General features: G+C 58.6%; 22 protein-coding genes. 14 read left to right on the top strand and 8 right to left on the bottom strand.

Translation table 11 applies throughout. The annotated features are described in order from the left end of the window. The first annotated feature begins 2 nt into the window (after positions 1-2). From murD to secA, 11 genes are all read left to right on the top strand, one after another. Complete coding sequence (gene murD / locus C1N56_RS15985) at positions 3-1,319, top strand: UDP-N-acetylmuramoyl-L-alanine--D-glutamate ligase (RefSeq protein WP_059010290.1); 1,317 nt, start codon at positions 3-5, stop codon at positions 1,317-1,319. Continuing rightward, entirely contained in the window at positions 1,319-2,533 is a 1,215-nt protein-coding gene (ftsW, locus tag C1N56_RS15980; protein ID WP_021507561.1) for a cell division protein FtsW, read from the top strand. The genes murD and ftsW overlap by 1 nt, the downstream gene beginning before the upstream one ends. Beyond that, the gene (gene murG, locus C1N56_RS15975) at positions 2,530-3,588 is read left to right on the top strand and encodes an undecaprenyldiphospho-muramoylpentapeptide beta-N-acetylglucosaminyltransferase (protein ID WP_059010288.1); all 1,059 of its coding nucleotides are present in this window, start codon (positions 2,530-2,532) and stop codon (positions 3,586-3,588) included. Before ftsW ends, murG begins: the two co-directional genes overlap by 4 nt. A gap of 70 nt (positions 3,589-3,658) precedes the next feature. Further along, entirely contained in the window at positions 3,659-5,134 is a 1,476-nt protein-coding gene (gene murC, locus C1N56_RS15970) for a UDP-N-acetylmuramate--L-alanine ligase (protein WP_394516859.1), read from the top strand. Further along, positions 5,127-6,047 (top strand): D-alanine--D-alanine ligase, encoded by a 921-nt coding sequence (locus C1N56_RS15965; RefSeq protein WP_127833676.1) that lies wholly within the window; start codon positions 5,127-5,129, stop codon positions 6,045-6,047. Before murC ends, C1N56_RS15965 begins: the two co-directional genes overlap by 8 nt. A gap of 1 nt (position 6,048) precedes the next feature. Next, on the top strand, positions 6,049-6,888 hold the full coding sequence (ftsQ, locus tag C1N56_RS15960; RefSeq protein WP_021507557.1) for a cell division protein FtsQ: 840 nt from the start codon (positions 6,049-6,051) through the stop codon (positions 6,886-6,888). Next, on the top strand, positions 6,885-8,141 hold the full coding sequence (gene ftsA / locus C1N56_RS15955) for a cell division protein FtsA (RefSeq protein WP_013507861.1): 1,257 nt from the start codon (positions 6,885-6,887) through the stop codon (positions 8,139-8,141). Before ftsQ ends, ftsA begins: the two co-directional genes overlap by 4 nt. Before the next feature lie 71 nt (positions 8,142-8,212). Continuing rightward, positions 8,213-9,367: a cell division protein FtsZ gene (gene ftsZ, locus C1N56_RS15950; RefSeq protein ID WP_021507556.1), complete on the top strand. Its 1,155-nt coding sequence runs from the start codon at positions 8,213-8,215 to the stop codon at positions 9,365-9,367. Positions 9,368-9,468: 101 nt separating this feature from the next. Continuing rightward, on the top strand, positions 9,469-10,386 hold the full coding sequence (lpxC, locus tag C1N56_RS15945) for a UDP-3-O-acyl-N-acetylglucosamine deacetylase (protein ID WP_031279703.1): 918 nt from the start codon (positions 9,469-9,471) through the stop codon (positions 10,384-10,386). A 272-nt stretch (positions 10,387-10,658) separates the two neighbouring features. Next, positions 10,659-11,165, top strand: a complete 507-nt coding sequence (gene secM, locus C1N56_RS15940; RefSeq protein WP_058774823.1) for a secA translation cis-regulator SecM — start codon at positions 10,659-10,661, stop codon at positions 11,163-11,165. A gap of 71 nt (positions 11,166-11,236) precedes the next feature. Beyond that, complete coding sequence (gene secA, locus C1N56_RS15935; RefSeq protein ID WP_125308873.1) at positions 11,237-13,942, top strand: preprotein translocase subunit SecA; 2,706 nt, start codon at positions 11,237-11,239, stop codon at positions 13,940-13,942. A gap of 40 nt (positions 13,943-13,982) precedes the next feature. Here the strand turns inward: secA and C1N56_RS15930 are convergent, their stop codons facing one another. Continuing rightward, entirely contained in the window at positions 13,983-14,321 is a 339-nt protein-coding gene (locus C1N56_RS15930; protein WP_227746431.1) for a winged helix-turn-helix domain-containing protein, read from the bottom strand. 233 nt (positions 14,322-14,554) lie between these two features. On the opposite strand from C1N56_RS15930, the gene mutT reads away from it, so the two are divergent. Then, positions 14,555-14,950: an 8-oxo-dGTP diphosphatase MutT gene (gene mutT, locus C1N56_RS15925; RefSeq protein ID WP_394516858.1), complete on the top strand. Its 396-nt coding sequence runs from the start codon at positions 14,555-14,557 to the stop codon at positions 14,948-14,950. Between the two features lie 26 nt (positions 14,951-14,976). On the opposite strand, the gene yacG is transcribed toward mutT, so the two are convergent. The 3 genes from yacG to coaE are packed head-to-tail and all read right to left on the bottom strand — an operon-like array spanning position 14,977 to position 16,539. Beyond that, positions 14,977-15,174, bottom strand: coding sequence for a DNA gyrase inhibitor YacG (gene yacG, locus C1N56_RS15920; RefSeq protein ID WP_394516857.1), 198 nt, complete (start codon positions 15,172-15,174; stop codon positions 14,977-14,979). 8 nt (positions 15,175-15,182) lie between these two features. Continuing rightward, positions 15,183-15,926, bottom strand: coding sequence for a cell division protein ZapD (gene zapD / locus C1N56_RS15915; protein ID WP_394516856.1), 744 nt, complete (start codon positions 15,924-15,926; stop codon positions 15,183-15,185). A gap of 4 nt (positions 15,927-15,930) precedes the next feature. Continuing rightward, the gene (gene coaE / locus C1N56_RS15910; protein ID WP_088516649.1) at positions 15,931-16,539 is read right to left on the bottom strand and encodes a dephospho-CoA kinase; all 609 of its coding nucleotides are present in this window, start codon (positions 16,537-16,539) and stop codon (positions 15,931-15,933) included. Between the two features lie 208 nt (positions 16,540-16,747). Here coaE and C1N56_RS15905 point away from each other — a divergent pair, with 208 nt between their 5' ends. Next, entirely contained in the window at positions 16,748-17,788 is a 1,041-nt protein-coding gene (locus tag C1N56_RS15905) for a GMP reductase (protein ID WP_021507548.1), read from the top strand. Between the two features lie 30 nt (positions 17,789-17,818). Here C1N56_RS15905 and hofC read toward each other — a convergent pair whose 3' ends face one another. From hofC to nadC, 4 genes are all read right to left on the bottom strand, one after another. Continuing rightward, the gene (gene hofC, locus C1N56_RS15900; protein ID WP_394516855.1) at positions 17,819-19,018 is read right to left on the bottom strand and encodes a protein transport protein HofC; all 1,200 of its coding nucleotides are present in this window, start codon (positions 19,016-19,018) and stop codon (positions 17,819-17,821) included. Continuing rightward, the gene (gene gspE, locus C1N56_RS15895; RefSeq protein ID WP_211724832.1) at positions 19,011-20,399 is read right to left on the bottom strand and encodes a type II secretion system protein GspE; all 1,389 of its coding nucleotides are present in this window, start codon (positions 20,397-20,399) and stop codon (positions 19,011-19,013) included. Before gspE ends, hofC begins: the two co-directional genes overlap by 8 nt. Next, positions 20,392-20,841 (bottom strand): prepilin peptidase-dependent pilin, encoded by a 450-nt coding sequence (gene ppdD / locus C1N56_RS15890; protein WP_211724831.1) that lies wholly within the window; start codon positions 20,839-20,841, stop codon positions 20,392-20,394. Before ppdD ends, gspE begins: the two co-directional genes overlap by 8 nt. Before the next feature lie 176 nt (positions 20,842-21,017). Then, complete coding sequence (gene nadC / locus C1N56_RS15885) at positions 21,018-21,914, bottom strand: carboxylating nicotinate-nucleotide diphosphorylase (protein ID WP_141496252.1); 897 nt, start codon at positions 21,912-21,914, stop codon at positions 21,018-21,020. A 182-nt stretch (positions 21,915-22,096) separates the two neighbouring features. On the opposite strand from nadC, the gene ampD reads away from it, so the two are divergent. Next, positions 22,097-22,648 carry a 1,6-anhydro-N-acetylmuramyl-L-alanine amidase AmpD gene (gene ampD / locus C1N56_RS15880; RefSeq protein ID WP_215800370.1) on the top strand — a complete coding sequence of 184 codons (552 nt, stop codon included), beginning with the start codon at positions 22,097-22,099 and terminating at the stop codon, positions 22,646-22,648. The last annotated feature ends 6 nt before the right edge of the window (positions 22,649-22,654 follow it).

Here is a 22,654-nt window from a genome sequence, read left to right as displayed (position 1 = left end):
TCATGGCTGACTATCGGGGCAGAAAAGTCGTCATCATTGGATTAGGCATTACCGGCCTGTCCTGTGTTGATTTCTTCCTCGCGCAGGGCGTGACGCCCCGCGTGATGGATACCCGTGTGTCACCGCCGGGGCTGGACAAACTGCCAGAGCAGGTGGAGCGCCACGTTGGCGGTATCAACAGCGACTGGCTGCTGGCATGCGATCTGATCATCGCCAGCCCGGGCATCGCGCTGGCGCACCCGGCGCTGAGCGAAGCGGCTGACGCCGGCATTGAAATTGTCGGCGATATCGAACTGTTCTGCCGTGAAGCGCAGGCGCCGATTGTGGCGATCACCGGTTCCAATGGCAAAAGTACCGTCACCACGCTGGTGGGCGAAATGGCGCGCGCCGCGGGCTGGCAGGTGGGCGTAGGCGGCAACATTGGGCTGCCAGCGCTGACACTGCTCAAATCGCCGGCGCAGCTGTATGTGCTGGAGCTCTCCAGCTTCCAGCTGGAAACCACCTACAGCCTGAAAGCGGCGGCGGCAACCATCCTCAACGTCACTGAGGATCATATGGATCGCTATCCGCTCGGCATGCAGCAGTACCGCGCCGCTAAATTACGCATCTATGAAAACGCGGATATCTGCGTGGTGAATGCCGACGATGGCATGACCATGCCGGTGCGCGGCGCCGATCGCCGCTGCGTCAGCTTTGGCATCGACGTGGGCGATTATCACCTCAACCAGCAGCAGGGCAGTACCTGGCTGCGGGTGAAGGGCGAGAAAGTCCTTAATACCGACGAGATGAAGCTGGTCGGGCAGCACAATTACACCAATGCGCTGGCCGCGCTGGCGCTGGCCGATGCGGTGAATATCCCGCGCGCCTCCAGCCTGAAAGCGTTAACCACCTACAGCGGCCTGCCGCATCGCTTCCAGCTGGTGCACGAAGCGCATGGCGTGCGCTGGATTAATGATTCGAAAGCCACCAACGTGGGCAGCACCGAAGCCGCGCTTAACGGCCTGCAGGTGAAAGGTACGCTGTGGCTGCTGCTGGGTGGCGATGGCAAAGGGGCGGACTTTACGCCGCTGGCGCGCTATCTGCAGGGCGACAACGTGCGGCTGTTCTGCTTTGGCCGCGACGGCGACGCGCTGGCCGCGCTGCGTCCGGCAGTGGCGACGCGCACCGACACGCTCGAACAGGCGATGACGCAGATTGCCGCGCAGGTGCAGGCGGGCGACCTGGTGCTGCTGTCACCGGCGTGCGCCAGCCTCGACCAGTTCCGTAATTTTGAACAGCGTGGCGATCGCTTCGCGCAACTGGCGAAGGAGCTGAGCTGATGCGTATTCCCGGAGCCAGTATCGCCAGTTTTATTTCGCTGCGCCTGCGTGATTGGGTGATGGGCGCGCGCGACAACGACGACGCGCCGGTGGTGCTGTATGACCGCACGCTGCTATGGCTGACATTTGGCCTGGCGATTATCGGTTTTGTCATGGTCACCTCGGCGTCGATGCCGGTTGGACAGCGTCTTAACGACGATCCGTTCTACTTTGCCAAGCGAGATGCCTTTTATATCGCACTGGCGCTGGGGATGGCGTTAGTGACGCTGCGCGTACCGATGGATTTCTGGCAGCGCTACAGTAACGCGATGCTGATGGCTTCGGTGGCGATGCTGCTGATCGTACTGGTGGTCGGTAGCTCGGTTAACGGCGCATCGCGCTGGATCGCGCTCGGGCCGCTGCGTATTCAGCCGGCGGAGTTATCCAAGCTGTCGCTGTTCTGCTATCTCGCCAGTTATCTGGTGCGCAAAGTGGAAGAGGTGCGGAACAACTTCTGGGGCTTCTGTAAGCCGATGGGCGTGATGGTGGTGCTGGCGGTGCTGCTGCTGGCCCAGCCGGACCTCGGCACTGTGGTGGTGCTGTTTGTTACCACGCTGGCGATGCTGTTCCTGGCGGGCGCCAAACTGTGGCAGTTCCTGGCGATTATCGGCTCGGGCATTTTCGCCGTGGTGCTGCTGATTATCGCGGAACCTTACCGTATGCGCCGCGTGACCTCCTTCTGGAACCCGTGGGAAGATCCATTCGGCAGCGGCTACCAGCTGACCCAGTCGCTGATGGCGTTTGGCCGCGGTGAGTTCTGGGGACAGGGCCTGGGCAACTCGGTGCAGAAACTGGAGTATCTGCCGGAAGCGCATACCGACTTTATCTTCTCAATTATCGGTGAAGAGTTGGGTTATGTCGGTGTGGTTTTGGCGCTGTTGATGGTATTCTTCGTCGCTTTTCGCGCAATGTCGATTGGCCGTCGCGCGCTGGAGATCGACCAGCGTTTTTCCGGCTTCCTCGCCTGTTCCATTGGGGTGTGGTTTAGCTTCCAGGCGCTGGTTAACGTTGGTGCGGCGGCGGGTATGCTGCCGACCAAGGGCCTGACGCTGCCGCTGATCAGTTACGGTGGATCGAGTCTGATCATTATGTCGACCGCCATCGTGTTTTTATTGCGCATAGATTATGAAACACGTCTGGCAAAAGCCCAGGCGTTTACCCGAGGTGCCCGATGAGTGGTAAACGGCTGATGGTCATGGCAGGGGGTACCGGCGGACATGTGTTCCCCGGACTGGCCGTGGCGCATCATCTGATCGAACAAGGCTGGCAGGTGCGCTGGCTGGGAACCGCAGACCGGATGGAAGCCGATCTGGTGCCAAAGCATGGCATCGATATCGACTTCATTCGCATCAGCGGACTGCGCGGTAAAGGCGTAAAGGCCCTGCTGCTGGCACCGGTGCGCATTTTCAATGCGTGGCGCCAGGCGCGCCGCATCATGAAAAACTGGCAGCCGGATGTGGTGCTGGGCATGGGCGGTTATGTTTCCGGTCCGGGCGGCCTTGCGGCGTGGAGTTGCGGCATCCCGGTGGTGCTGCACGAGCAGAACGGTATTGCCGGCCTGACCAATAAGTGGCTGGCGAAGATCGCCACCACAGTGATGCAGGCCTTTCCGGGCGCGTTCCCCACTGCCGAGGTGGTGGGCAACCCGGTGCGTAATGATGTGCTGGCGCTGCCGCTTCCGGCGCAGCGTCTGGCACACCGCAGCGGGCCGATTCGCGTGCTGGTGATTGGCGGTAGTCAGGGGGCGCGCATCCTCAATCAGATCGTGCCGCAGGTCGCCGCCGAACTGGGTGACGCCATCACGTTGTGGCATCAGACCGGCAAAGGTGCACGGGAGACCGTGCAGCAGGCGTATCAGGCCGCTGGCCAGCCGCAGCACAAGGTCACCGAGTTTATCGATGACATGGCGCAAGCCTATGCGTGGGCCGATGTGGTGGTGTGCCGCTCCGGCGCGCTGACCGTCAGTGAAGTGGCGGCGGCGGGTTTACCGGCGATTTTCGTGCCGTTCCAGCACAAAGATCGTCAGCAGTACTGGAATGCGCTGCCGCTGGAAAAAGCCGGCGCGGCCAAAATTTTCGAGCAGCCGCAGTTTACTGCTGCGGCCGTCGCAGACACGCTGCGCCACTGGGATCGCGCCACGCTGCTGGCGATGGCGGAAAAAGCCCGCCAGGTCGCGATTCCTGATGCGACCGAACGGGTGGCACAAGAGGTTGCGCGCGTCGCGAAGTAAGTTAACCGGTCAGTTTGACTGGCCCGCATCTGAATGCAGGTGCAAACGGGAAAACAGGTAACAGAGACAGATGAATACACAACAATTGGCAAAACTGCGTTCTATTGTGCCCGAGATGCGTCGCGTCCGGCACATCCACTTTGTCGGCATCGGCGGTGCCGGCATGGGCGGTATTGCCGAGGTGTTGGCGAACGAAGGCTATCACATTAGCGGCTCCGATCTGGCGCCCAATCCGGTTACGCAGCATCTGGCCTCGCTGGGCGCGACCATTTACTTCAACCATCGCCCGGAAAATGTTACCGACGCCAGCGTCGTCGTGGTTTCCACCGCCGTGGCGCAGGATAACCCGGAGCTGGTGGCGGCGCGTGAGCAGCGTATCCCGGTGATCCGCCGGGCGGAGATGCTGGCTGAGCTGATGCGTTTCCGTCACGGCATCGCGATTGCCGGCACGCACGGCAAAACCACCACCACCGCGATGGTGACCAGTATTTATGCGGAAGGCGGTCTCGATCCGACGTTCGTCAATGGCGGTCTGGTTAAAGCGGCGGGTACGCACGCGCGCCTCGGCAGCAGCCGTTATCTGATTGCGGAAGCGGACGAAAGCGACGCCTCTTTCCTGCATCTGCAACCGATGGTGGCGATTGTCACCAACATCGAAGCGGATCACATGGATACCTATCAGGGCGATTTTGAGAACCTGAAGCAGACGTTTATTAACTTCCTGCACAACCTGCCGTTCTACGGGCGCGCGGTGATGTGCGTGGACGATGTGGTGATTCGCGACCTGATTCCGCGCGTGGGCCGTCAGGTCACCACCTATGGTTTCAGCGACGATGCGGATGTGCGGGTCGAAAACTACGAACAGCGCGGCGCGCAGGGCCACTTCACCCTGATTCGTCAGGACAAACCGGTGCTGCACGTGACGCTGAATGCGCCGGGTCGCCATAACGCGCTGAACGCCGCGGCAGCCGTGGCGGTTGCCAGCGAAGAGGGTATTGACGACAACGCCATTCTGGCGGCGCTGGAGAGTTTCCAGGGCACCGGTCGCCGTTTCGACGTGCTGGGCGAGTTCGACACTGCGGCGGTTAACGGCAAAGCGGGCAGCGCGATGCTGGTCGACGATTATGGTCATCATCCGACCGAAGTGGATGTCACCATCAAAGCGGCGCGCGCCGGCTGGCCAGAGAAAAAGCTGGTGATGGTGTTTCAGCCGCATCGCTACACGCGCACCCGCGACCTGTTCGATGATTTCGCCAATGTGCTGTCACAGGTGGATGTGTTACTGATGCTGGATGTCTACCCGGCGGGCGAAGCCGCTATTCCGGGCGCGGACAGTCGTTCACTGTGCCGTGCCATCCGCAATCGCGGCAAGGTCGATCCGATTCTGGTCTCCGAGCACGAAGCGCTGCCGGATGCGCTGGCACCGCTGCTGTCCGGCGACGATCTGGTGATTGTGCAGGGCGCCGGCAACATCGGCAAAATTGCCCGCAAGCTGGCTGAGATTCAGCTGCAGCCGGCTCTGAACACGGAGGCGCGCCATGGCTGAGAAAGTCGCGGTATTGATGGGCGGTACCTCCGCCGAGCGCGAGGTGTCACTGATGTCCGGCAGCGCGGTGCTGGCGGGACTGCGTGAGATGGGCATTGATGCGCACGGTGTCGACACCCGTGACGTCTCAGTGCTGGACCTCCCGCAGCAGGGCTTTGCAAAAGCGTTTATCGCGCTGCACGGTCGCGGTGGCGAAGACGGCACGCTGCAGGCGCTGCTGGAGTTTCTGCAACTGCCCTACACCGGCAGCGGCGTCATGGCGTCGGCCATCACCATGGATAAACTGCGCAGCAAACTGCTGTGGCAGGGCAGGGGATTGCCGGCGGGCAAATTTGTCTGGCTGACGCGCCAGCAGTATGAGCAGGGGCTGGATGCTGCAGCGCAGGCGTCGATTGCCGCGCTCGGACTGCCGCTATTTGTGAAGCCAAGCTGTGAAGGTTCCAGTGTCGGTATCAGCCGCGTGAACCAGGCGGAAGCGCTGCCAGCCGCGCTGCAGGAGGCGTTTCGCCATGATGATGACGTGCTGGTGGAAGCTTTTCTCAGCGGCGCCGAATACACCGTGGGCATCGTCGGCGACGAAATTCTGCCGTCAATCAGAATTCAGACCGCCAGCGAGTTCTATGACTATGAAGCAAAATACATTTCTGACGATACTCAATACTTCTGCCCGAGCGGCCTGAGTGCGGAGAAAGAGGCGGAACTGCAGACATTAGTGCTGGCCGCGTGGCGCGCGTTAGGCTGCAGCGGCTGGGGACGGGTTGATGTGATGGTCGACGGTGACGGCAATTTCCAGCTGCTGGAAGTGAACACCTCGCCAGGCATGACCAGCCACAGCCTGGTGCCGATGGCGGCAAAGCAGGCGGGATACAGCTTCCCGCAACTGGTGGCGCGCATTCTGGAGCTGGCTGACTGATATGTCTCAGGCGGCACTGCGCGTTAGAAATCGCGAACCTCAGGAGCGTGCGCGCTCCGGACGGAGCAACGGAGCACGGCTGTTTGGCATCGTGTTCCTGCTGCTGGTGATGGGCATCATGGTGGCTGGCGGCCTCGTGGTGCTGAAGTGGATGAATGATGCGTCGCGTCTGCCGCTGTCGAAGCTGGTGGTGACGGGCGAAACCCACTACACCACGCACGATGATATTCGTCAGGCGATTTTATCGCTCGGCGCGCCGGGAACGTTCATGTCGCAGAACGTGGATATTATCCAGCAGCAGATCGAGCGTTTACCGTGGATTAAACAGGTTAGCGTGCGCAAGCAGTGGCCTGATGAGCTGAAGATAAACCTGGTGGAGTACGTCCCGGTGGCACGCTGGAATGACTCGCACATGGTGGACGCCGATGGCGTCTCCTTCAGCGTCCCGGCCAGCCACATCGGCAAAGAGACGTTGCCGATGCTGTATGGGCCGGAAGGCAGTGAGAAAGAGGTATTGGCCGGCTATCACACCATGAGTGATGTGCTGCGGGCCAGTAAGTTTACCCTGAAGGTCGCGTCGATGACGGCGCGGCGCTCGTGGCAGCTGGTGACCAGCGACGATGTGCGCATCGAACTGGGGCGCAGCGATACCATGAAGCGTCTGAACCGTTTTATTGAGCTCTATCCGGAGTTGCAGCAGCAGGGCCAGAGTCAGAACCAGCGCATCAGCTATGTTGATCTACGCTATGACTCCGGCGCCGCAGTAGGCTGGGCACCGGCACCGATTGAGCCACAGGACAGTAATCAGCAACAAAACCAGGCACAGGCTAAACCACAATGATCAAGGCAACGGACAGAAAACTGGTAGTAGGACTTGAAATCGGCACTGCGAAGGTCGCCGCCCTGGTTGGGGAAATTCTGCCCGATGGTATGGTCAACATTATTGGCGTCGGCAGCTGCCCGTCCCGCGGTATGGACAAAGGCGGCGTGAACGATCTGGAGTCGGTGGTGAAGTGCGTTCAGCGCGCCATCGACCAGGCGGAATTGATGGCAGACTGCCAGATTTCGTCGGTATACCTTGCTTTATCGGGCAAACATATTAGTTGTCAGAACGAAATCGGGATGGTTCCGATTTCCGAAGAGGAAGTCACTCAGGATGATGTGGAAAACGTGGTGCATACGGCGAAATCCGTTCGCGTGCGCGACGAACATCGTATTCTGCATGTGATTCCACAGGAATACGCCATCGATTATCAGGAAGGCATTAAAAATCCGGTTGGCCTTTCCGGCGTGCGTATGCAGGCCAAGGTGCATCTCATCACCTGCCACAACGATATGGCAAAAAATATCGTGAAAGCCGTTGAACGTTGTGGCCTGAAAGTTGACCAACTGATTTTTGCCGGACTGGCATCCAGTTTTTCGGTGCTGACCGAAGATGAACGTGAGCTGGGAGTCTGTGTTGTTGACATCGGTGGCGGTACAATGGATATCGCGGTGTACACCGGCGGCGCGCTGCGTCATACCAAAGTGATTCCCTATGCCGGGAACGTGGTGACCAGCGACATCGCCTATGCCTTTGGCACACCGCCAACCGACGCCGAAGCGATTAAAGTGCGTCATGGTTGTGCGCTGGGTTCGATTGTCGGCAAAGACGAAAACGTCGAGGTGCCGAGCGTGGGTGGACGTCCGCCGCGCAGCCTGCAGCGCCAGACGCTGGCAGAAGTGATTGAGCCGCGTTACACCGAACTGCTGAATCTGGTGAACGACGAGATTCTGCAACTGCAGGAGCAACTGCGCCAGCAGGGCGTTAAGCACCATCTGGCAGCCGGTATTGTGCTGACCGGCGGTGCGGCGCAGATTGAAGGTCTGGCGGCCTGTGCACAGCGGGTGTTCCACACCCAGGTGCGCATCGGTCAGCCGCTTAACATCACCGGCCTGACGGATTATGCGCAGGAGCCGTACTACTCGACGGCGGTTGGCCTGCTGCATTACGGCAAAGAGTCACACATGAACGGTGATGCAGAAACGGAAAAACGTGCTTCAGTGGGCAATTGGTTTAAACGCATCAACAGCTGGCTGAAGAAAGAGTTTTAATTTTTTGAAAAAGGAGATCATCAGGCAATGTTTATGATCTCCAGGCGACAGGCACATAACGGAGAGAAATCATGTTTGAACCTATGGAATTAACCAATGACGCGGTGATTAAAGTCATCGGCGTCGGCGGTGGCGGTGGCAACGCCGTAGAGCACATGGTACGCGAGCGTATCGAAGGTGTGGAATTCTTCGCTGTGAATACCGACGCGCAGGCGTTGCGTAAAACGGCGGTCGGCCAGACGATTCAGATCGGGACCAATATCACCAAAGGTCTCGGTGCGGGTGCTAACCCGGAAGTCGGTCGTACCTCGGCGGAAGAGGATCGCGAAGCACTGCGTTCTGCGCTGGAAGGGGCAGACATGGTGTTTATCGCCGCGGGCATGGGTGGCGGTACTGGTACCGGTGCAGCTCCTGTGGTGGCTGAAGTAGCCAAAGATTTAGGTATCCTGACGGTTGCGGTGGTGACGAAGCCCTTCAACTTCGAAGGGAAAAAACGCATGGCGTTTGCTGAGCAGGGTATCGCAGAGCTGTCCAAGCATGTTGATTCACTGATCACCATTCCTAACGACAAGCTGCTGAAAGTGCTGGGCCGTGGTATCTCTCTGCTGGATGCCTTCGGTGCGGCTAACGACGTGCTGAAAGGTGCGGTGCAGGGTATCGCAGAACTGATTACCCGTCCGGGTCTGATGAACGTCGACTTCGCCGACGTGCGTACCGTGATGTCAGAAATGGGTTACGCGATGATGGGTTCTGGCGTTGCCTGTGGTGAGGACCGTGCTGAAGAAGCGGCCGAAATGGCGATCTCCAGCCCGCTGCTGGAAGATATCGATCTGTCGGGTGCGCGTGGCGTGCTGGTCAACATCACGGCGGGCTTCGACCTGCGTCTGGATGAGTTCGAAACCGTGGGTAACACCATCCGCGCCTTCGCCTCGGACAACGCGACCGTGGTTATCGGTACCTCGCTGGATCCAGAGATGAACGACGAGCTGCGCGTCACCGTGGTGGCGACCGGTATCGGCATGGACAAACGTCCGGAAATCACCCTGGTGACTAACAAGCCTGCGACTCAGCCGGTCATGGATCATCGCTACCAGCAGCACGGCATGGCGCCGCTGCCGCAGGAGCAGAAACCGGCCGCGAAAGTGGTGAATGACCAGCCAGCGTCATCCAGCAAAGAGCCTGACTATCTTGATATTCCAGCCTTCCTGCGTAAACAGGCAGACTAAGAATATCCTGAGAATTGGGATTCTCCGCTCTTTGTGCTAAAGTATTCGCCCGCCGGTAATTTATACTGGCGGTCGGATGGGTAATATTGCGAGATAATGCGATGATCAAACAAAGGACATTAAAACGTATTGTTCAGGCGACTGGCGTCGGTTTGCATACCGGCAAAAAAGTCACGCTGACTTTACGCCCTGCGTCGGCTAATACCGGGGTCATCTATCGTCGCACTGACTTGAATCCACCGGTTGATTTCCCGGCTGATGCAAAATACGTGCGCGACACCATGCTGAGTACCTGCCTGGTGAATGATGAAGGCGTGCGTATTTCGACGGTTGAACACCTGAATGCTGCATTGGCAGGTCTGGGTATCGACAACATTATTGTTGAAGTTGATGCGCCAGAAATTCCGATCATGGATGGCAGTGCCGCGCCTTTTGTTTATTTGCTGATGGATGCCGGTGTCGAAGAGCTGAACAGTGCGAAGAAATTCGTGCGCGTGAAGCAAACGGTACGGGTAGAAGATGGCGATAAGTGGGCCGAGATCAAACCGTACAACGGTTTTTCACTCGACTTCACCATCGACTTCAAACATCCGGCGATCGACTCAAGCTCGCAGCGTTACCAGCTCAATTTCTCGGCTGAATCCTTTGTGCGTCAGATTAGCCGTGCGCGCACCTTCGGCTTTATGCGTGAAATCGAATATCTGCAGTCTAAAGGCCTGTGCCTGGGCGGTAGTTTAGATTGTGCGATTGGCCTCGATGACTTCCGCGTATTGAATGAAGATGGCCTGCGCTTTGAAGATGAGTTCGTGCGTCACAAAATGCTGGACGCCATCGGCGACCTGTTCATGTGTGGTCATAACGTGATTGGCGCATTCTCTGCGTTCAAGTCCGGCCATGCGCTGAACAACAAACTGTTGCAGGCGGTGCTGGCGAAACAGGAAGCCTGGGAATGGGCGACCTTCGAAGACGAAGCTGAACTGCCACTGGCCTTCAAAGCGCCAAATTTAGTGCTGGCTTAATAAGTCAGCCATCAAACGGCGGGCTTCCCTGACACCCTCTCCGGTCAGTGGAACCCGCCGTTTTTTATTGCCCGCCGCTGAGGCTGTAATCCCGCTCGCAAAACCCTTTTGTCAGCGACCAAACCCTGCGCAAAAAAACGTGAAATCCGCCGTAAGCCCTTTAATCCCTGATGTCGAAGCCCCACATAAGTGCTATTATCTGGCGCTCATGTAAGCAGGGTACGTAACGCAACTCTGGCTTAGCGCTTAATGACTGGCATGATGGACGAAAGGTGATCGGGATTTTCTCACGCTGGCGACAACTCGGCAGACGCTATTTCTGGCCTCATCTCCTGTTGGGAATGGTGGCGGCCAGTCTCGGCCTGCCTGCCTGTGCACAAAGCGCAGAGCCCACCAGCAGCGATTCGCCGGTCAGCAGCCTGTTTACCGGCAAGGTGGTGCGGTTTGATCACCTGATTCGCCTGCAGGAAAGCGCGCGTCGCCCCAGTTTCAACGTTGACTACTGGCATCAGCACGCCATCCGCACCGTTATTCGCCATCTCTCATTCAGCATGACGCCGCCCGCGACCGCGGAAGCGGAGCATGCATTGCCGCTGGCGGCGCAAAAGCTGGCGCTGATTGACTCGCTGCAGGCGCTGCTGACTTCACCCGCGCAACCTTTAGCCACGATGGCACCGCCGTCGCGAGCGCATCATGTTTCGCCCAACGTTCACTCTTCTGCTGACTGGCAGGCTGCTATTCATGGCATCCGCGCCGGACCTTTCATTGCTCAAAGCTAACGTTATTTTCCTGTTTCTGTTTTTTGCCTTTGCAGCCCGTATTGTTACGGCTGAATTGAGATAAATTTATTATGTTAATCAAATTGTTAACGAAAGTTTTTGGTAGCAGCAATGATCGTACTCTGCGCCGCATGCGTAAAGTGGTCGATGTCATCAACAAGATGGAGCCGGAGTTCGTCAAACTGTCTGACGACGAACTGAAAGCGAAAACCGATCAATTCCGCGAGCGCCTGAAAAAAGGTGAAACGCTGGAGAGCCTGATTCCCGAAGCCTTCGCCACCGTGCGTGAAGCCAGTAAGCGCGTGTTTGGCATGCGCCACTTTGATGTGCAGCTGATCGGCGGCATGGTGCTCAACGAACGCTGCATCGCGGAGATGCGCACCGGTGAGGGTAAAACCCTGACTGCGACGCTGCCAGCCTACCTGAACGCGCTGAGCGGCAAGGGCGTGCACGTTGTGACCGTCAACGACTATCTGGCGCAGCGTGACGCCGAAAACAACCGTCCGCTGTTTGAGTTCCTCGGTCTGACAGTCGGTATTAACCTGCCGGGCATGCCGGCGGTGGCTAAGCGCGCTGCCTATGCAGCCGATATCACCTACGGCACCAACAACGAATACGGCTTCGATTATCTGCGCGATAACATGGCCTTCAGTCCGGAAGAGCGCGTACAGCGTAAACTGCACTATGCGCTGGTGGATGAGGTGGACTCGATCCTGATCGATGAAGCGCGTACGCCGCTGATTATCTCGGGTCCGGCCGAAGACAGCTCCGATCTCTACATCAAGGTCAACAAAATCATTCCACACCTGGTGCGCCAGGAAAAAGAAGACTCGGATAACTTCCAGGGCGAAGGTGACTTCTGGGTGGATGAAAAAGCCCGTCAGGCGCACATGACCGAGCGCGGTCTGGTGAAAGTGGAAGAGCTGCTGGTCAGTCAGGGCATCATGGATGAGGGCGAATCACTCTACTCGCCGACCAACATCATGCTGATGCACCACGTGACGGCAGCACTGCGCGCCCATGCACTGTTCACCCGCGACGTTGACTACATCGTGAAGGACGGCGAGGTGATCATTGTTGATGAACACACCGGCCGTACCATGCAGGGACGTCGCTGGTCTGATGGCCTGCATCAGGCGGTCGAAGCCAAAGAAGGTGTGGAGATCCAGAATGAAAACCAGACGCTGGCTTCCATCACCTTCCAGAACTACTTCCGTATCTACGAGAAACTGGCCGGTATGACCGGTACCGCTGATACTGAAGCGTTTGAATTCAGCTCCATCTACAAACTCGATACCATCGTGGTGCCGACCAACCGTCCGATGGTGCGTAAAGATATGGCCGATCTGGTCTACATGACCGAGAAAGAGAAGATCGACGCCATTATCGAAGATATTCGTACCTGTACGGCTAACGGTCAGCCGGTACTGGTGGGCACCATCTCGATTGAAAAATCGGAAGTGGTATCTCAGGAGCTGACGCGCGCGGGTATTAAGCACAGCGTACTGAACGCCAAGTTCCACGCCAGCGAAGCGGATATCGTGGCACAGGCAGGTCAGCCAGCCGCGGTAACCATCGCGACCAACATGGCCGGTCGTGGTACGGACATCATGCTCGGCGGTAGCTGGCAGGCGGAAGTGGCCGCGCTGGAAAACCCGACGGAAGAGCAGATTGAAGCCATCAAGGCGGCGTGGAAATTGCGCCATGATGCGGTGCTGGCGGCAGGCGGTCTGCACATTATCGGTACCGAACGCCACGAATCACGCCGTATCGATAACCAGCTGCGCGGCCGTGCGGGCCGTCAGGGTGACGCCGGTTCTTCGCGCTTCTATCTGTCGATGGAAGATGCGCTGATGCGTATCTTTGCCTCCGATCGTGTGTCCAACATGATGCGTAAGCTGGGTATGAAGCCGGGTGAAGCGATTGAGCATCCGTGGGTAACCAAAGCGATTGCTAATGCGCAGCGCAAAGTTGAAAGCCGCAACTTCGATATCCGTAAACAGCTGCTGGAATACGACGACGTGGCTAACGATCAGCGCCGCGCCATTTACAGCCAGCGTAACGAACTGCTGGATGTCTCTGACGTTTCGGACACCATCAACAGCATCCGTGAAGATGTGTTCAAAGCCACTATCGACACTTACATTCCGCCGCAGTCGCTGGAAGAGATGTGGGACGTCCCGGGGCTGGAAGAGCGTCTGCGCAATGATTTCGATCTGGATCTGCCGATTGCCGAGTGGCTGGATAAAGAGCCGGATCTGCATGAAGAGACGCTGCGTGAGCGCATCATGAGCCGCGCCAGCGAAGACTATGCGGCGAAAGAAGAAGTGGTCGGCGCAGAAATGATGCGCAACTTCGAAAAAGGCGTGATGCTGCAAACGCTTGACTCGCTTTGGAAAGAGCATCTGGCGGCGATGGACTATCTGCGTCAGGGTATCCATCTGCGTGGCTATGCGCAGAAAGATCCGAAGCAGGAGTACAAACGTGAATCTTTCGCCATGTTTGCCGCGATGCTGGAGTCGCTGAAGTACGAAGTGATCAGCACCCTGAGCAAAGTGCAGGTGCGGATGCCGGAAGAAGTAGAAGCGATGGAGCAGCAGCGTCGTGAAGAAGCAGAGCGTCTGGCACAGCAGCAGCAGCTCAGTCACGTCGATGACGACACCGCAGCGGCCGCTGCACTGGCGGCACAGGGCGGTGAGCGGAAAGTGGGACGTAACGATCCGTGCCCATGCGGCTCAGGTAAAAAATACAAACAGTGTCACGGTCGTCTGGCCTGATAACAAAAAGGAGCCCGCGGGCTCCTTTTTCTTTGGCTGATTAGCGGGTAATCGCCATCAGCTTCTCCTCATTCAGCCGCACGCCATGATAGGGCAGCGTAACCAGCAGCCCATCCGGCAAACCATAGCGTTTCAGCAACGCCCGGCTCTGAAACAGCAATTGGTGATAGTTGTTGTCGCTGATCCCCGGATAGCTCTCATTCCATACCGTGGCAATAATCTGCCGTTTCGACGTGATGCGCAGCAGCAGGCAGGAGAAGAAGCGCTTCTGCGCTTCATTAAGCGGGATGGTCTTCTGTTCTGGCCACCAGGTTAAGGTGTTTTGCGCGCTGTCGAGCGTCAGGATGTCGTGAAAAACCAAATGGCGTAAGGTATTCATCTGTTTCTGTGCGTCTTGCGCCAGAAACGTTGTTAGTTTGCGTTCCATGTGTAGTCGGCCTGGCTAGAGTAAAGTGGCTGCGAGTATTCCCAACATGGCGCCGTGCGATCATTACGACCTGTCTTAATAACTGGAATCTGTGCGACAGGATCGCGGTGAAGCCGACAGCAGTTAACATCGTCCGGCGTCTGCTTTAAAATCAGCGCTCACTCACTACAAGCGGAATCCAGCTTATGAAACACCTGCAGGTGGCGGTGGGCATCATTCGCAATGCCAGTCGTCAGATCTTTCTTGCCCAGCGCGCAGCAAGCTCGCACATGGCCAACAAATGGGAGTTCCCGGGCGGAAAAATTGAACAGCACGAAAGCGCTGAACAGGCGTTAAAACGTGAGCTGATGGAAGAAACCGGTATTGAGGTGACGGCGGCGAAAGCGATTGGTCAGGCCGACCACAGTTACGATGACCTGCATGTTACGCTGCATTTCTTCCTGGTGGAGGGCTGGCAGGGTGAGCCGTGGGGACGCGAAGGTCAGCCGCAGCGTTGGGTCGAGCAGCGTGATTTAGTGGCCGATGAATTTCCACCGGCCAACCACGCCCTGATTGCCCGCTTAGTGGCGGGCGAGATTTAAACTCAGGGGCCGCGTGCCCCTGCCGATCACGACTGCTCTTCACTCCAGTCGTCACTCTCCGTCATGTCTCCGCTGCTGGGAATGCGTTTCTCCTCAGAGGCCCACTCGCCCAGGTCGATCAACTGACAGCGTTTGCTGCAAAACGGGCGCCACGGGCTGAGTTCATCCCACATCACGGCTTTACCGCAGTTGGGGCAAGGTACGGTAATCATCTCTTCCTGCATAACATCCTCTAACAACAGGCTAATTCAAAATTCAGTCGCGCCGGCACTTCACCGCGTTCGCTATCGAGCGGTAAAAAGCGGATGGCATAGCGGCTTTTATGACCAGAGACCTGCGGATAGAGCGCATCTTCCAGCGTCAGCTGCAGGCGCAGCAGGTCGGACCCCTCGGCATTATCCTGATAAAAGCCGTTGAGGCTGGTCTGATGGCGAAACACGCTCGACTGACGAATCAGGTTGAGGATCATCGTCAGGCTGTTGCGCAGCGGATCGAGCGAGGCCAGCCAGCTATTCACCAGAGTATCGCGCAGCGCCTGTGGCTGGTGCAGCCAGATGTGTAAACCCGGCAGATCAAAACTGCAGCAGCCGCCGGGAATGCTCAGGCGCTGACGTACGGAGGCAATCAGCCGGTCTTCGCGCAGCTGCTGACCCATGCGCGGCGCGGCCATCAGCTCGCTGGATTGTTGCTTCAGCTGTTCACGCAGCTGGCTAACGGTGTGTTCATCGACACCCGGCACATCCAGCCAGGCACGCAGTTTTTGCTGCTGACGCTCCAGCTCTTTTAACAGCTCGGTGCGCATATCGCCGCGTTCGAAGATATCCAGCAGGTCGCCAATAATACGAAACACACCCAGTGCGGCAACCGAGCTGTTGACCGGCAGCGTTTCGTGCAGCTGGTTGATCAAAAACTCCACGCGCAGCCAGGTGCGCATTTTCTCATTCAATGGGTGTTCAAACAGAACCACTGTGCTCATGATATTAATCCCGTCCGGTTGCTGCCAGGCGTAAATAGCGCTGGTGAAGTTCAGCAACGCGCGGCAAAGCCTGTTCCGGCGTGCCGCTGTTATCAATGATGTCATCCGCGCAGGCTAAACGCTGCTGACGGCTGGCCTGCGCGGCAAGAATCCGTTGCGCCTGGCTGAGAGAGATACCATCACGCTGGCGGGTGCGCTGCAGCTGCGTGGCCTCATCGACATCCACGACTAATACCCGATCGGCCTGATGCTGCAGACCATTTTCTACCAGCAGCGGCACTACCCACATGACGTAAGGCGAAGCTGCCTGCGCCTTCAGCTGCTGGGTACGGGCGTTAATCAGCGGGTGCAGCAGTTGATTGAGCCAGTTTTTCTCTTGCGGCTGCTGGAAAATAATTTCCCGCAGCCGCGCGCGATAAAGCGTGCCTTCTGCGGTCAGAATCGATTCTCCATGGCGTTTCACAATCGCATTGAGCGCAGGTGTGCCCGGTTCAACCACCTCGCGGGCAATCACATCGGCATCAATGATGTCGACGTTCAGCGCGGCAAAAGCGTTAGCAATGGTGCTCTTACCACTACCAATGCCGCCGGTCAGTGCAACGGTAAAAGGCATAGCGTTCTCTCAACATTTTTCTCATCTGCCGCAGCGTGATGAGAGCCCGATCACAATCGGTTTTCTCAGCTAAATTTAACGGATTGTAGCTTAAATAAAGTGAAATTCGCAGTCTTGTCGCGGAACGAATGGCGCGTATGATAACGACACTGGAGCCGTGAGCGCTACCCGAACTGCGGTTCGTCGTCACTAACCAGGACACTCTGCTATGCGTATCGAAGAAGATGTAAAACTGGGCTTTAAAGATGTATTGATCCGCCCGAAACGCTCCACGCTGAAAAGCCGTTCCGAGGTTGAGCTGGAACGTACGTTCACCTTCAAACATTCAGGCCTCGCCTGGTCCGGCGTTCCGGTGATTGCCGCCAACATGGATACCGTCGGCACCTTTACCATGGCCGAAGCGCTGGCTGGCTTTAACGTGCTGACCGCCGTTCACAAGCACTACAGTGTTGAAGCGTGGCAGACTTTTATCCAGCGCGTACCGGCCACGGTGCTCAGCCACGTAATGGTCTCTACCGGCACCTCAGAAGCAGATTTCACAAAGTTAAGCGCGATCCTCGCGCTGTCGCCCCAACTCAATTTTATCTGTATTGATGTGGCAAACGGCTACTCCGAGCACTTTGTTGCCTTCCTGCAGCGTGCGCGGGAAAGCTTCCCGGGGAAAACCATTTGTGCCGGGAATGTGGTGACCGGTGAAATGGTCGAAGAGCTGATTCTGTCCGGTGCCGACATTGTGAAGGTGGGAATCGGCCCGGGATCGGTCTGCACCACGCGCGTCAAAACCGGCGTTGGCTACCCGCAACTCTCCGCGGTGATTGAGTGTGCTGATGCGGCGCACGGCCTCGGTGGGCAGATTGTCAGCGATGGCGGTTGCGCCGTGCCGGGCGATATCGCCAAGGCGTTCGGCGGCGGCGCTGACTTCGTGATGCTCGGCGGCATGCTGGCGGCACACGATGAGTGCGAAGGCACTCTTGTTGAAGAGCAGGGCGAGCAGTTCATGCTGTTCTACGGCATGAGCTCCGAATCCGCGATGAAACGTCATGTAGGCGGTGTGGCGGGCTACCGCGCCGCAGAAGGTAAAACCGTTCGTCTGCCGCTGCGTGGACCGGTCGCGGAGACGGTGAAGGATATCCTCGGCGGGCTGCGTTCGGCCTGTACTTACGTCGGCGCAGAGCGCCTGAAAGAGCTGACCAAACGCACCACCTTTATTCGTGTGGCAGAGCAGGAAAACCGCGTCTTTAACCGCTGATGTGCCGCAACGGGCGCCGCGTGCGCCCGTTTAACGTATGGCGTCTCCCAGACCAAATACCGGCAGATACATGGCAATCACCAGCGTGCCGACAATGCCGCCAATCACCACCATCATTAATGGCTCCAGCGAAGCGGCGAGGCTGTCTGCGCGCGTCAGCGTTTGCGCTTCGTGCCACTCCGCCAGCCGCGCCAGCATCACATCCAGCGCACCGGCCTCTTCACCGACGCGGATCAGCTGAGCGCACAGCGGCGTAAACAGCGGATGTCCCTGTAGAGCCTGGTGCAGCGGCGCGCCAGCGGCAATATGCTGCTGTAACGCCACGACGGCATCGCGCCACAGTCGCGCGGCCAGTGTCACTTCCACCGCCTGCAGGCTTTGCAGCAGCGTCAGCCCGGCCTGCTGCGTCAGTTGCAGAATCGCGTAGATCTGGCTGAGCTGACCGCCGCGCCACAACGGGGCCAGCAGCGGAAGCCGCAGCAGCCACTGCTGGCTGCGCTTTTGCCACGCAACGGATCGCCGATAGGCCAGACGCGCCAGCCACCCGGACACCACACCGCACAACAGCAGCGGCAGCGCCGCCTGCTGCAACAGTGCCGACAGCGCCATCACGCCGGCGGTAAAGGCTGGCAGCGGTGCGTCAAAGCTGGCGTACACCGCAACAAATTCCGGCAGCACAAACAGCAGCATCCCGGCGCTGACCGCCAGCGCCACCAGCAGGATAAACAGTGGATAGCGCAACGCTTTCACCACCTTCTGGCGCAGAAACTGTTGCCTGCTCTGCTGTAGTGCCAGCTGGCGGCAGCATTCGTCCAGTTGCCCGGTCAGCTCACCCACCTGCATCAGTGCAGGAAACAGCGGCGGGAAAATATCCGGCCAGGCGCGCAGCGCCTGAGAAAACGGCTCTCCGGCCATGACCCGCTGTTGCAGAAGGCTCAGCAGCACGCGCCAGCCTGCGTGGGGATGGCCGCTGGCCAGCAATGTCAGACTCTCCGCCAGCGGCAGCCCGGCTTTCAGCAACGTCGCCAGCTGGCGCATCAGGTCAATTTTCTGCTGCCACTTCCAGTCGCGCGCGCGCCAGCATTTCCCGCGCTGCCAGCTCACCACCAGCATGCCGCGATCGCCCAGCTGGCCGAGCAGGGCATCCTGGGTGGGCTGCAGCGACTCGCCCTCCTGCAGCAGGCCCATGCTGTCCAGTGCCTGCCAGTGAAACTGGTAGCGATTAGCCATTGCCAAGGCCCACCACGCGCTGCATCTCCTCGAAAGAGGTGTCGCCGCGGCTCACCGCCTCCAGCCCGGCGGTCAGCAGTGTTTTCATTCCCTGCTCCGCAGCCAGCGTCAGCAGGTGCTCCAGCGGCATATCAGCCGAGATAGCGTTCTGCAACCTGCTGCTCATCGGCAGGATTTCAAACAGCGCCAGGCGGCCGTAATAACCCGAGAAGCAGTGATCGCAGCCGGGGGCACGCCAGGTTTGCAGCGTGCCGGGCCACATGTCGCCGGGCAGATGGGCAATCGCCTGGCCCGGCTGACGGCAGTGCACGCACAAACGGCGCACCAGCCGCTGCGCCACCACCAGCTGTAGCGCCGGGCCAAGCAGATAGCCGGGAATGTCCATCTGCCGTAAGCGGGTCAGGGTTTCGGCCGTCGAGTTGGTATGCAAGGTTGAGAGCACCAGATGTCCGGTCTGCGCCGCTTTTACGGCGATGCTGGCGGTTTCAGCATCACGGATTTCACCGATCATTATGACGTCCGGATCCTGCCGCAGCAGCGCGCGCAATACGCGGTTAAAATCGAGACCGCTCCGTGGCTGTACCTGCGTCTGGTTAATCCCCTGTAGCGGAATTTCCAGCGGGTCCTCCACGCTGCAGACGTTTTTCTCTGGCACGTTGAGGGCGCTCAGGCTGCTGTACAGCGTAAAGGTTTTACCGCTGCCGGTTGGGCCGGTGACCAGAATCAGCCCCTGCGGTTTGGCCAGCGCGTTTTTCAGCAGGCGCAGCTGTGGTAGCGGCATGCCCAGCTTATCGAGCGCAATGGCGCTGTTTTCGCTTTGCAGCAGGCGTACCACCGCTTTTTCACCCTGGCTGACCGGCAGGGTCGACAGGCGGAACGCCGCCGGTTTGTCATCCATCTCCAGACTGAACTGGCCATCCTGCGGCAGCCGACGCTCCGCGATATCCAGACCACCAAGGATTTTCAACCGTGCCAGCACGGCGGCGGGTGGGGCATCCGGTAACTGCGGCAGCGGATGCAACACGCCGTCAATCCGCAGCCGTACGCGCAGCCCGTGACGCTGCGGTTCAAAGTGCACATCGGAGGCGCGTCGCTGTATGGCCTGGCGCAGAATCTGATCCACCGCGTGGATGGCGGACTCGGCGCTGGCCTGTTCGCGCGGTGCCGCACTGCTTTCTGGCTGGTGCAGCAACTGTTCCAGCCGTGCGGCGGGCCAGCACTCGATCTCGACTGCGCACTGGCTGGCAAACTGTAGCGCCTCCAACAACAGCGGGTCTGGCGCGTCCGCGACCGCCACGCGCAATTGCGTGGCGTCATGATGCAGTATCACGGCCTGATAGCGGGCACACAGTGCCTGCAGGGTGCTATCCGGCTTATCCATTGTTTTCTTCCTTGTCGGCAAAGCGGAACTGCTCAAGGCAGCTGTCGCGCAGGCTGGCGTTGTCGCTGGTGCAGCTGCGTTGCCAGCTGAGTGCGCCTTCCGCCGCATTCCATATCGGCAACATTGCAACGGTTAACCCCGTCAGGCTCTCCTGGCCGGTCAGCGTAATGGCACCATTCACCACACTCAGGCTCGCCACATAGCGTGAGCCTTTGGCGGAGGGAATACCGCGCTCGCCGGCCTGACACTGCGCCGGTCCGCCGCGCTCAATGGCGCACAGCTCCACGGCAGTTTTATAGGGCACCATGGTTTGCAGCATGTCGGTCAGCGCGGCACGTTGCAGATAATTTTGATAAGCGGGCAGGCCAATGGCGCTGAGGATGGCGACAATACCGATGACAATCATCAGCTCGATCAGGGTAAAACCGCGTTGTTTATCCATAATGAGGCTCCTTGTTGTGGAGCCGCAACGGTAAAAAAGGGCGGGGAAAAGCGGAAGGGGGCGCGTTTCAATCCCGGAAAGGGGCGCGCAGACAATGTAGCGCGTTACAGGCGAAGCCACATGATGATGGAAGCCGGCTCGCATTTTGCCGCCAGCACCGGCGGCGTAGCTATACGTCAGACTTCGCGAAAACGCATCGACAGATCGAGCGCCTGCACGTGCTTAGTCAGCGCGCCTACCGAGACATAATCCACTCCGGTGGCGGCGATCTGCGGCAGCGTCATCTCCGTCACGTTGCCGGACACCTCCAGCAGCGCGCGCTTCGCCGTCAGCGTAACCGCCTGCTGCATCATCGCCAGCGTGAAGTTATCCAGCATGATGATGTCGGCACCGGCCGCCAGCGCCAGTTGCAGTTCGCTGAGACTTTCCACTTCCACCTCGACCGGCACATCCGGGTGCAGCCACAGGGCTTTCTCCACCGCTTTACTGACAGAACCGCTGGCAATAATGTGGTTTTCTTTGATCAGGAAAGCGTCGGACAGGCCCAGGCGATGATTCTGCCCGCCGCCGCACAGCACCGCATACTTGAGCGCGGTGCGCAGCCCGGGCAGGGTTTTGCGCGTATCCAGCAGCTGGGTATTACTGCCAGACAAGAGCGCCACATAGCGGTTCACGGCTGTCGCCACGCCAGAGAGCGTCTGCACAAAGTTTAACGCGGTGCGTTCTGCGGTCAGCAGCAACCGTGCCGGTCCCTGTAATTCAAACAGCAGCTGATCGGCCACCAGCGGTTGGCCGTCTTCGACGTGCCAGGTAATGGAAACGTTATTGCCCAGCTGGATAAACACTTCTTCCACCCAGCGTTTACCACAGAAAACACCGGCTTCGCGGGTGATAACGCGCGCTTCAGCCTGCGCCGCCTGCGGCAACAGCTGGGCGGTGATGTCGCGGTCAGCGTCAACGTCACCGCCTAAATCCTCCTGAAGCGCGCGCGCCACGGTTTCCGGGATATCCAGCTGAATACGTTTAAGCAGTTCCTGACGACGATGTTCGGGATTATAACGACGCGACACCATGATTTTGCGACTCCACCCTGCGGATTACGTGCGCTCACCTTAGCCTGATTTTGCAGCTATTGCCAGCCACGTCAGGTGAAATGTTTAGTATCCTTAACTTGCTGATGCCATAACGCATTAAGTCACAAGCAGCGAGGTGGAATCATGGTATTCTCAGCCAGATTTTGTTCAGGATAACAGGCATGAAACTGGAACACGGCTGGATCACGAGCGCACGCAAGGTGCCGTCGCCGCACTTCAATGCGCGGCCGGATAACGAAGCGCCATCGCTGCTGATCATTCATAACATCAGTCTGCCGCCGGGCGAATTTGGCGGTCCGTGGATCGACCGGCTGTTCACCGGGACGCTACCCGCCGATGCGCATCCCTATTTTGCGGATATCGCCCAGTTACGCGTGGCGGCGCACTGTCTGATTCGCCGTGACGGTGAGCTGGTACAGTATGTTTCCTTTGACCAGCGCGCCTGGCATGCCGGCATTTCGCAGTTTGACGGACGGGAAAACTGCAACGATTTTTCTATGGGCATTGAGCTGGAAGGCACTGACACGCTGCCCTATACCGATGCTCAGTACGCTACGCTGCAGCAGGTTACCCGCCTGCTGATGCAGCATTATCCGCTGACGCCGCAGCGTATCACCGGTCACAGCGATGTTGCGCCGGAACGCAAGACCGATCCCGGTCCGGCATTTGACTGGATACGCTATAAACAGGCTATCGGGCAGGAGCACCCCTGACACCGC

It is taken from the genome of Pantoea sp. SGAir0175, from assembly GCF_043547855.1.
Note: the sequence above shows the minus strand (reverse complement) of the source record. Positions and strands in the feature narration are given on the sequence as shown.

Coding starts and splice junctions, on each gene's coding strand:
- murD (WP_059010290.1), top strand. CDS start 3: ATGGCTGACTATCGGGGCAGAAAAGTCGTCATCATTGGATTAGGCATT.
- ftsW (WP_021507561.1), top strand. CDS start 1,319: ATGCGTATTCCCGGAGCCAGTATCGCCAGTTTTATTTCGCTGCGCCTG.
- murG (WP_059010288.1), top strand. CDS start 2,530: ATGAGTGGTAAACGGCTGATGGTCATGGCAGGGGGTACCGGCGGACAT.
- murC (WP_394516859.1), top strand. CDS start 3,659: ATGAATACACAACAATTGGCAAAACTGCGTTCTATTGTGCCCGAGATG.
- C1N56_RS15965 (WP_127833676.1), top strand. CDS start 5,127: ATGGCTGAGAAAGTCGCGGTATTGATGGGCGGTACCTCCGCCGAGCGC.
- ftsQ (WP_021507557.1), top strand. CDS start 6,049: ATGTCTCAGGCGGCACTGCGCGTTAGAAATCGCGAACCTCAGGAGCGT.
- ftsA (WP_013507861.1), top strand. CDS start 6,885: ATGATCAAGGCAACGGACAGAAAACTGGTAGTAGGACTTGAAATCGGC.
- ftsZ (WP_021507556.1), top strand. CDS start 8,213: ATGTTTGAACCTATGGAATTAACCAATGACGCGGTGATTAAAGTCATC.
- lpxC (WP_031279703.1), top strand. CDS start 9,469: ATGATCAAACAAAGGACATTAAAACGTATTGTTCAGGCGACTGGCGTC.
- secA (WP_125308873.1), top strand. CDS start 11,237: ATGTTAATCAAATTGTTAACGAAAGTTTTTGGTAGCAGCAATGATCGT.
- C1N56_RS15930 (WP_227746431.1), bottom strand. CDS start 14,321: ATGAATACCTTACGCCATTTGGTTTTTCACGACATCCTGACGCTCGAC.
- mutT (WP_394516858.1), top strand. CDS start 14,555: ATGAAACACCTGCAGGTGGCGGTGGGCATCATTCGCAATGCCAGTCGT.
- yacG (WP_394516857.1), bottom strand. CDS start 15,174: ATGCAGGAAGAGATGATTACCGTACCTTGCCCCAACTGCGGTAAAGCC.
- zapD (WP_394516856.1), bottom strand. CDS start 15,926: ATGAGCACAGTGGTTCTGTTTGAACACCCATTGAATGAGAAAATGCGC.
- coaE (WP_088516649.1), bottom strand. CDS start 16,539: ATGCCTTTTACCGTTGCACTGACCGGCGGCATTGGTAGTGGTAAGAGC.
- C1N56_RS15905 (WP_021507548.1), top strand. CDS start 16,748: ATGCGTATCGAAGAAGATGTAAAACTGGGCTTTAAAGATGTATTGATC.
- hofC (WP_394516855.1), bottom strand. CDS start 19,018: ATGGCTAATCGCTACCAGTTTCACTGGCAGGCACTGGACAGCATGGGC.
- gspE (WP_211724832.1), bottom strand. CDS start 20,399: ATGGATAAGCCGGATAGCACCCTGCAGGCACTGTGTGCCCGCTATCAG.
- ppdD (WP_211724831.1), bottom strand. CDS start 20,841: ATGGATAAACAACGCGGTTTTACCCTGATCGAGCTGATGATTGTCATC.
- nadC (WP_141496252.1), bottom strand. CDS start 21,914: ATGGTGTCGCGTCGTTATAATCCCGAACATCGTCGTCAGGAACTGCTT.
- ampD (WP_215800370.1), top strand. CDS start 22,097: ATGAAACTGGAACACGGCTGGATCACGAGCGCACGCAAGGTGCCGTCG.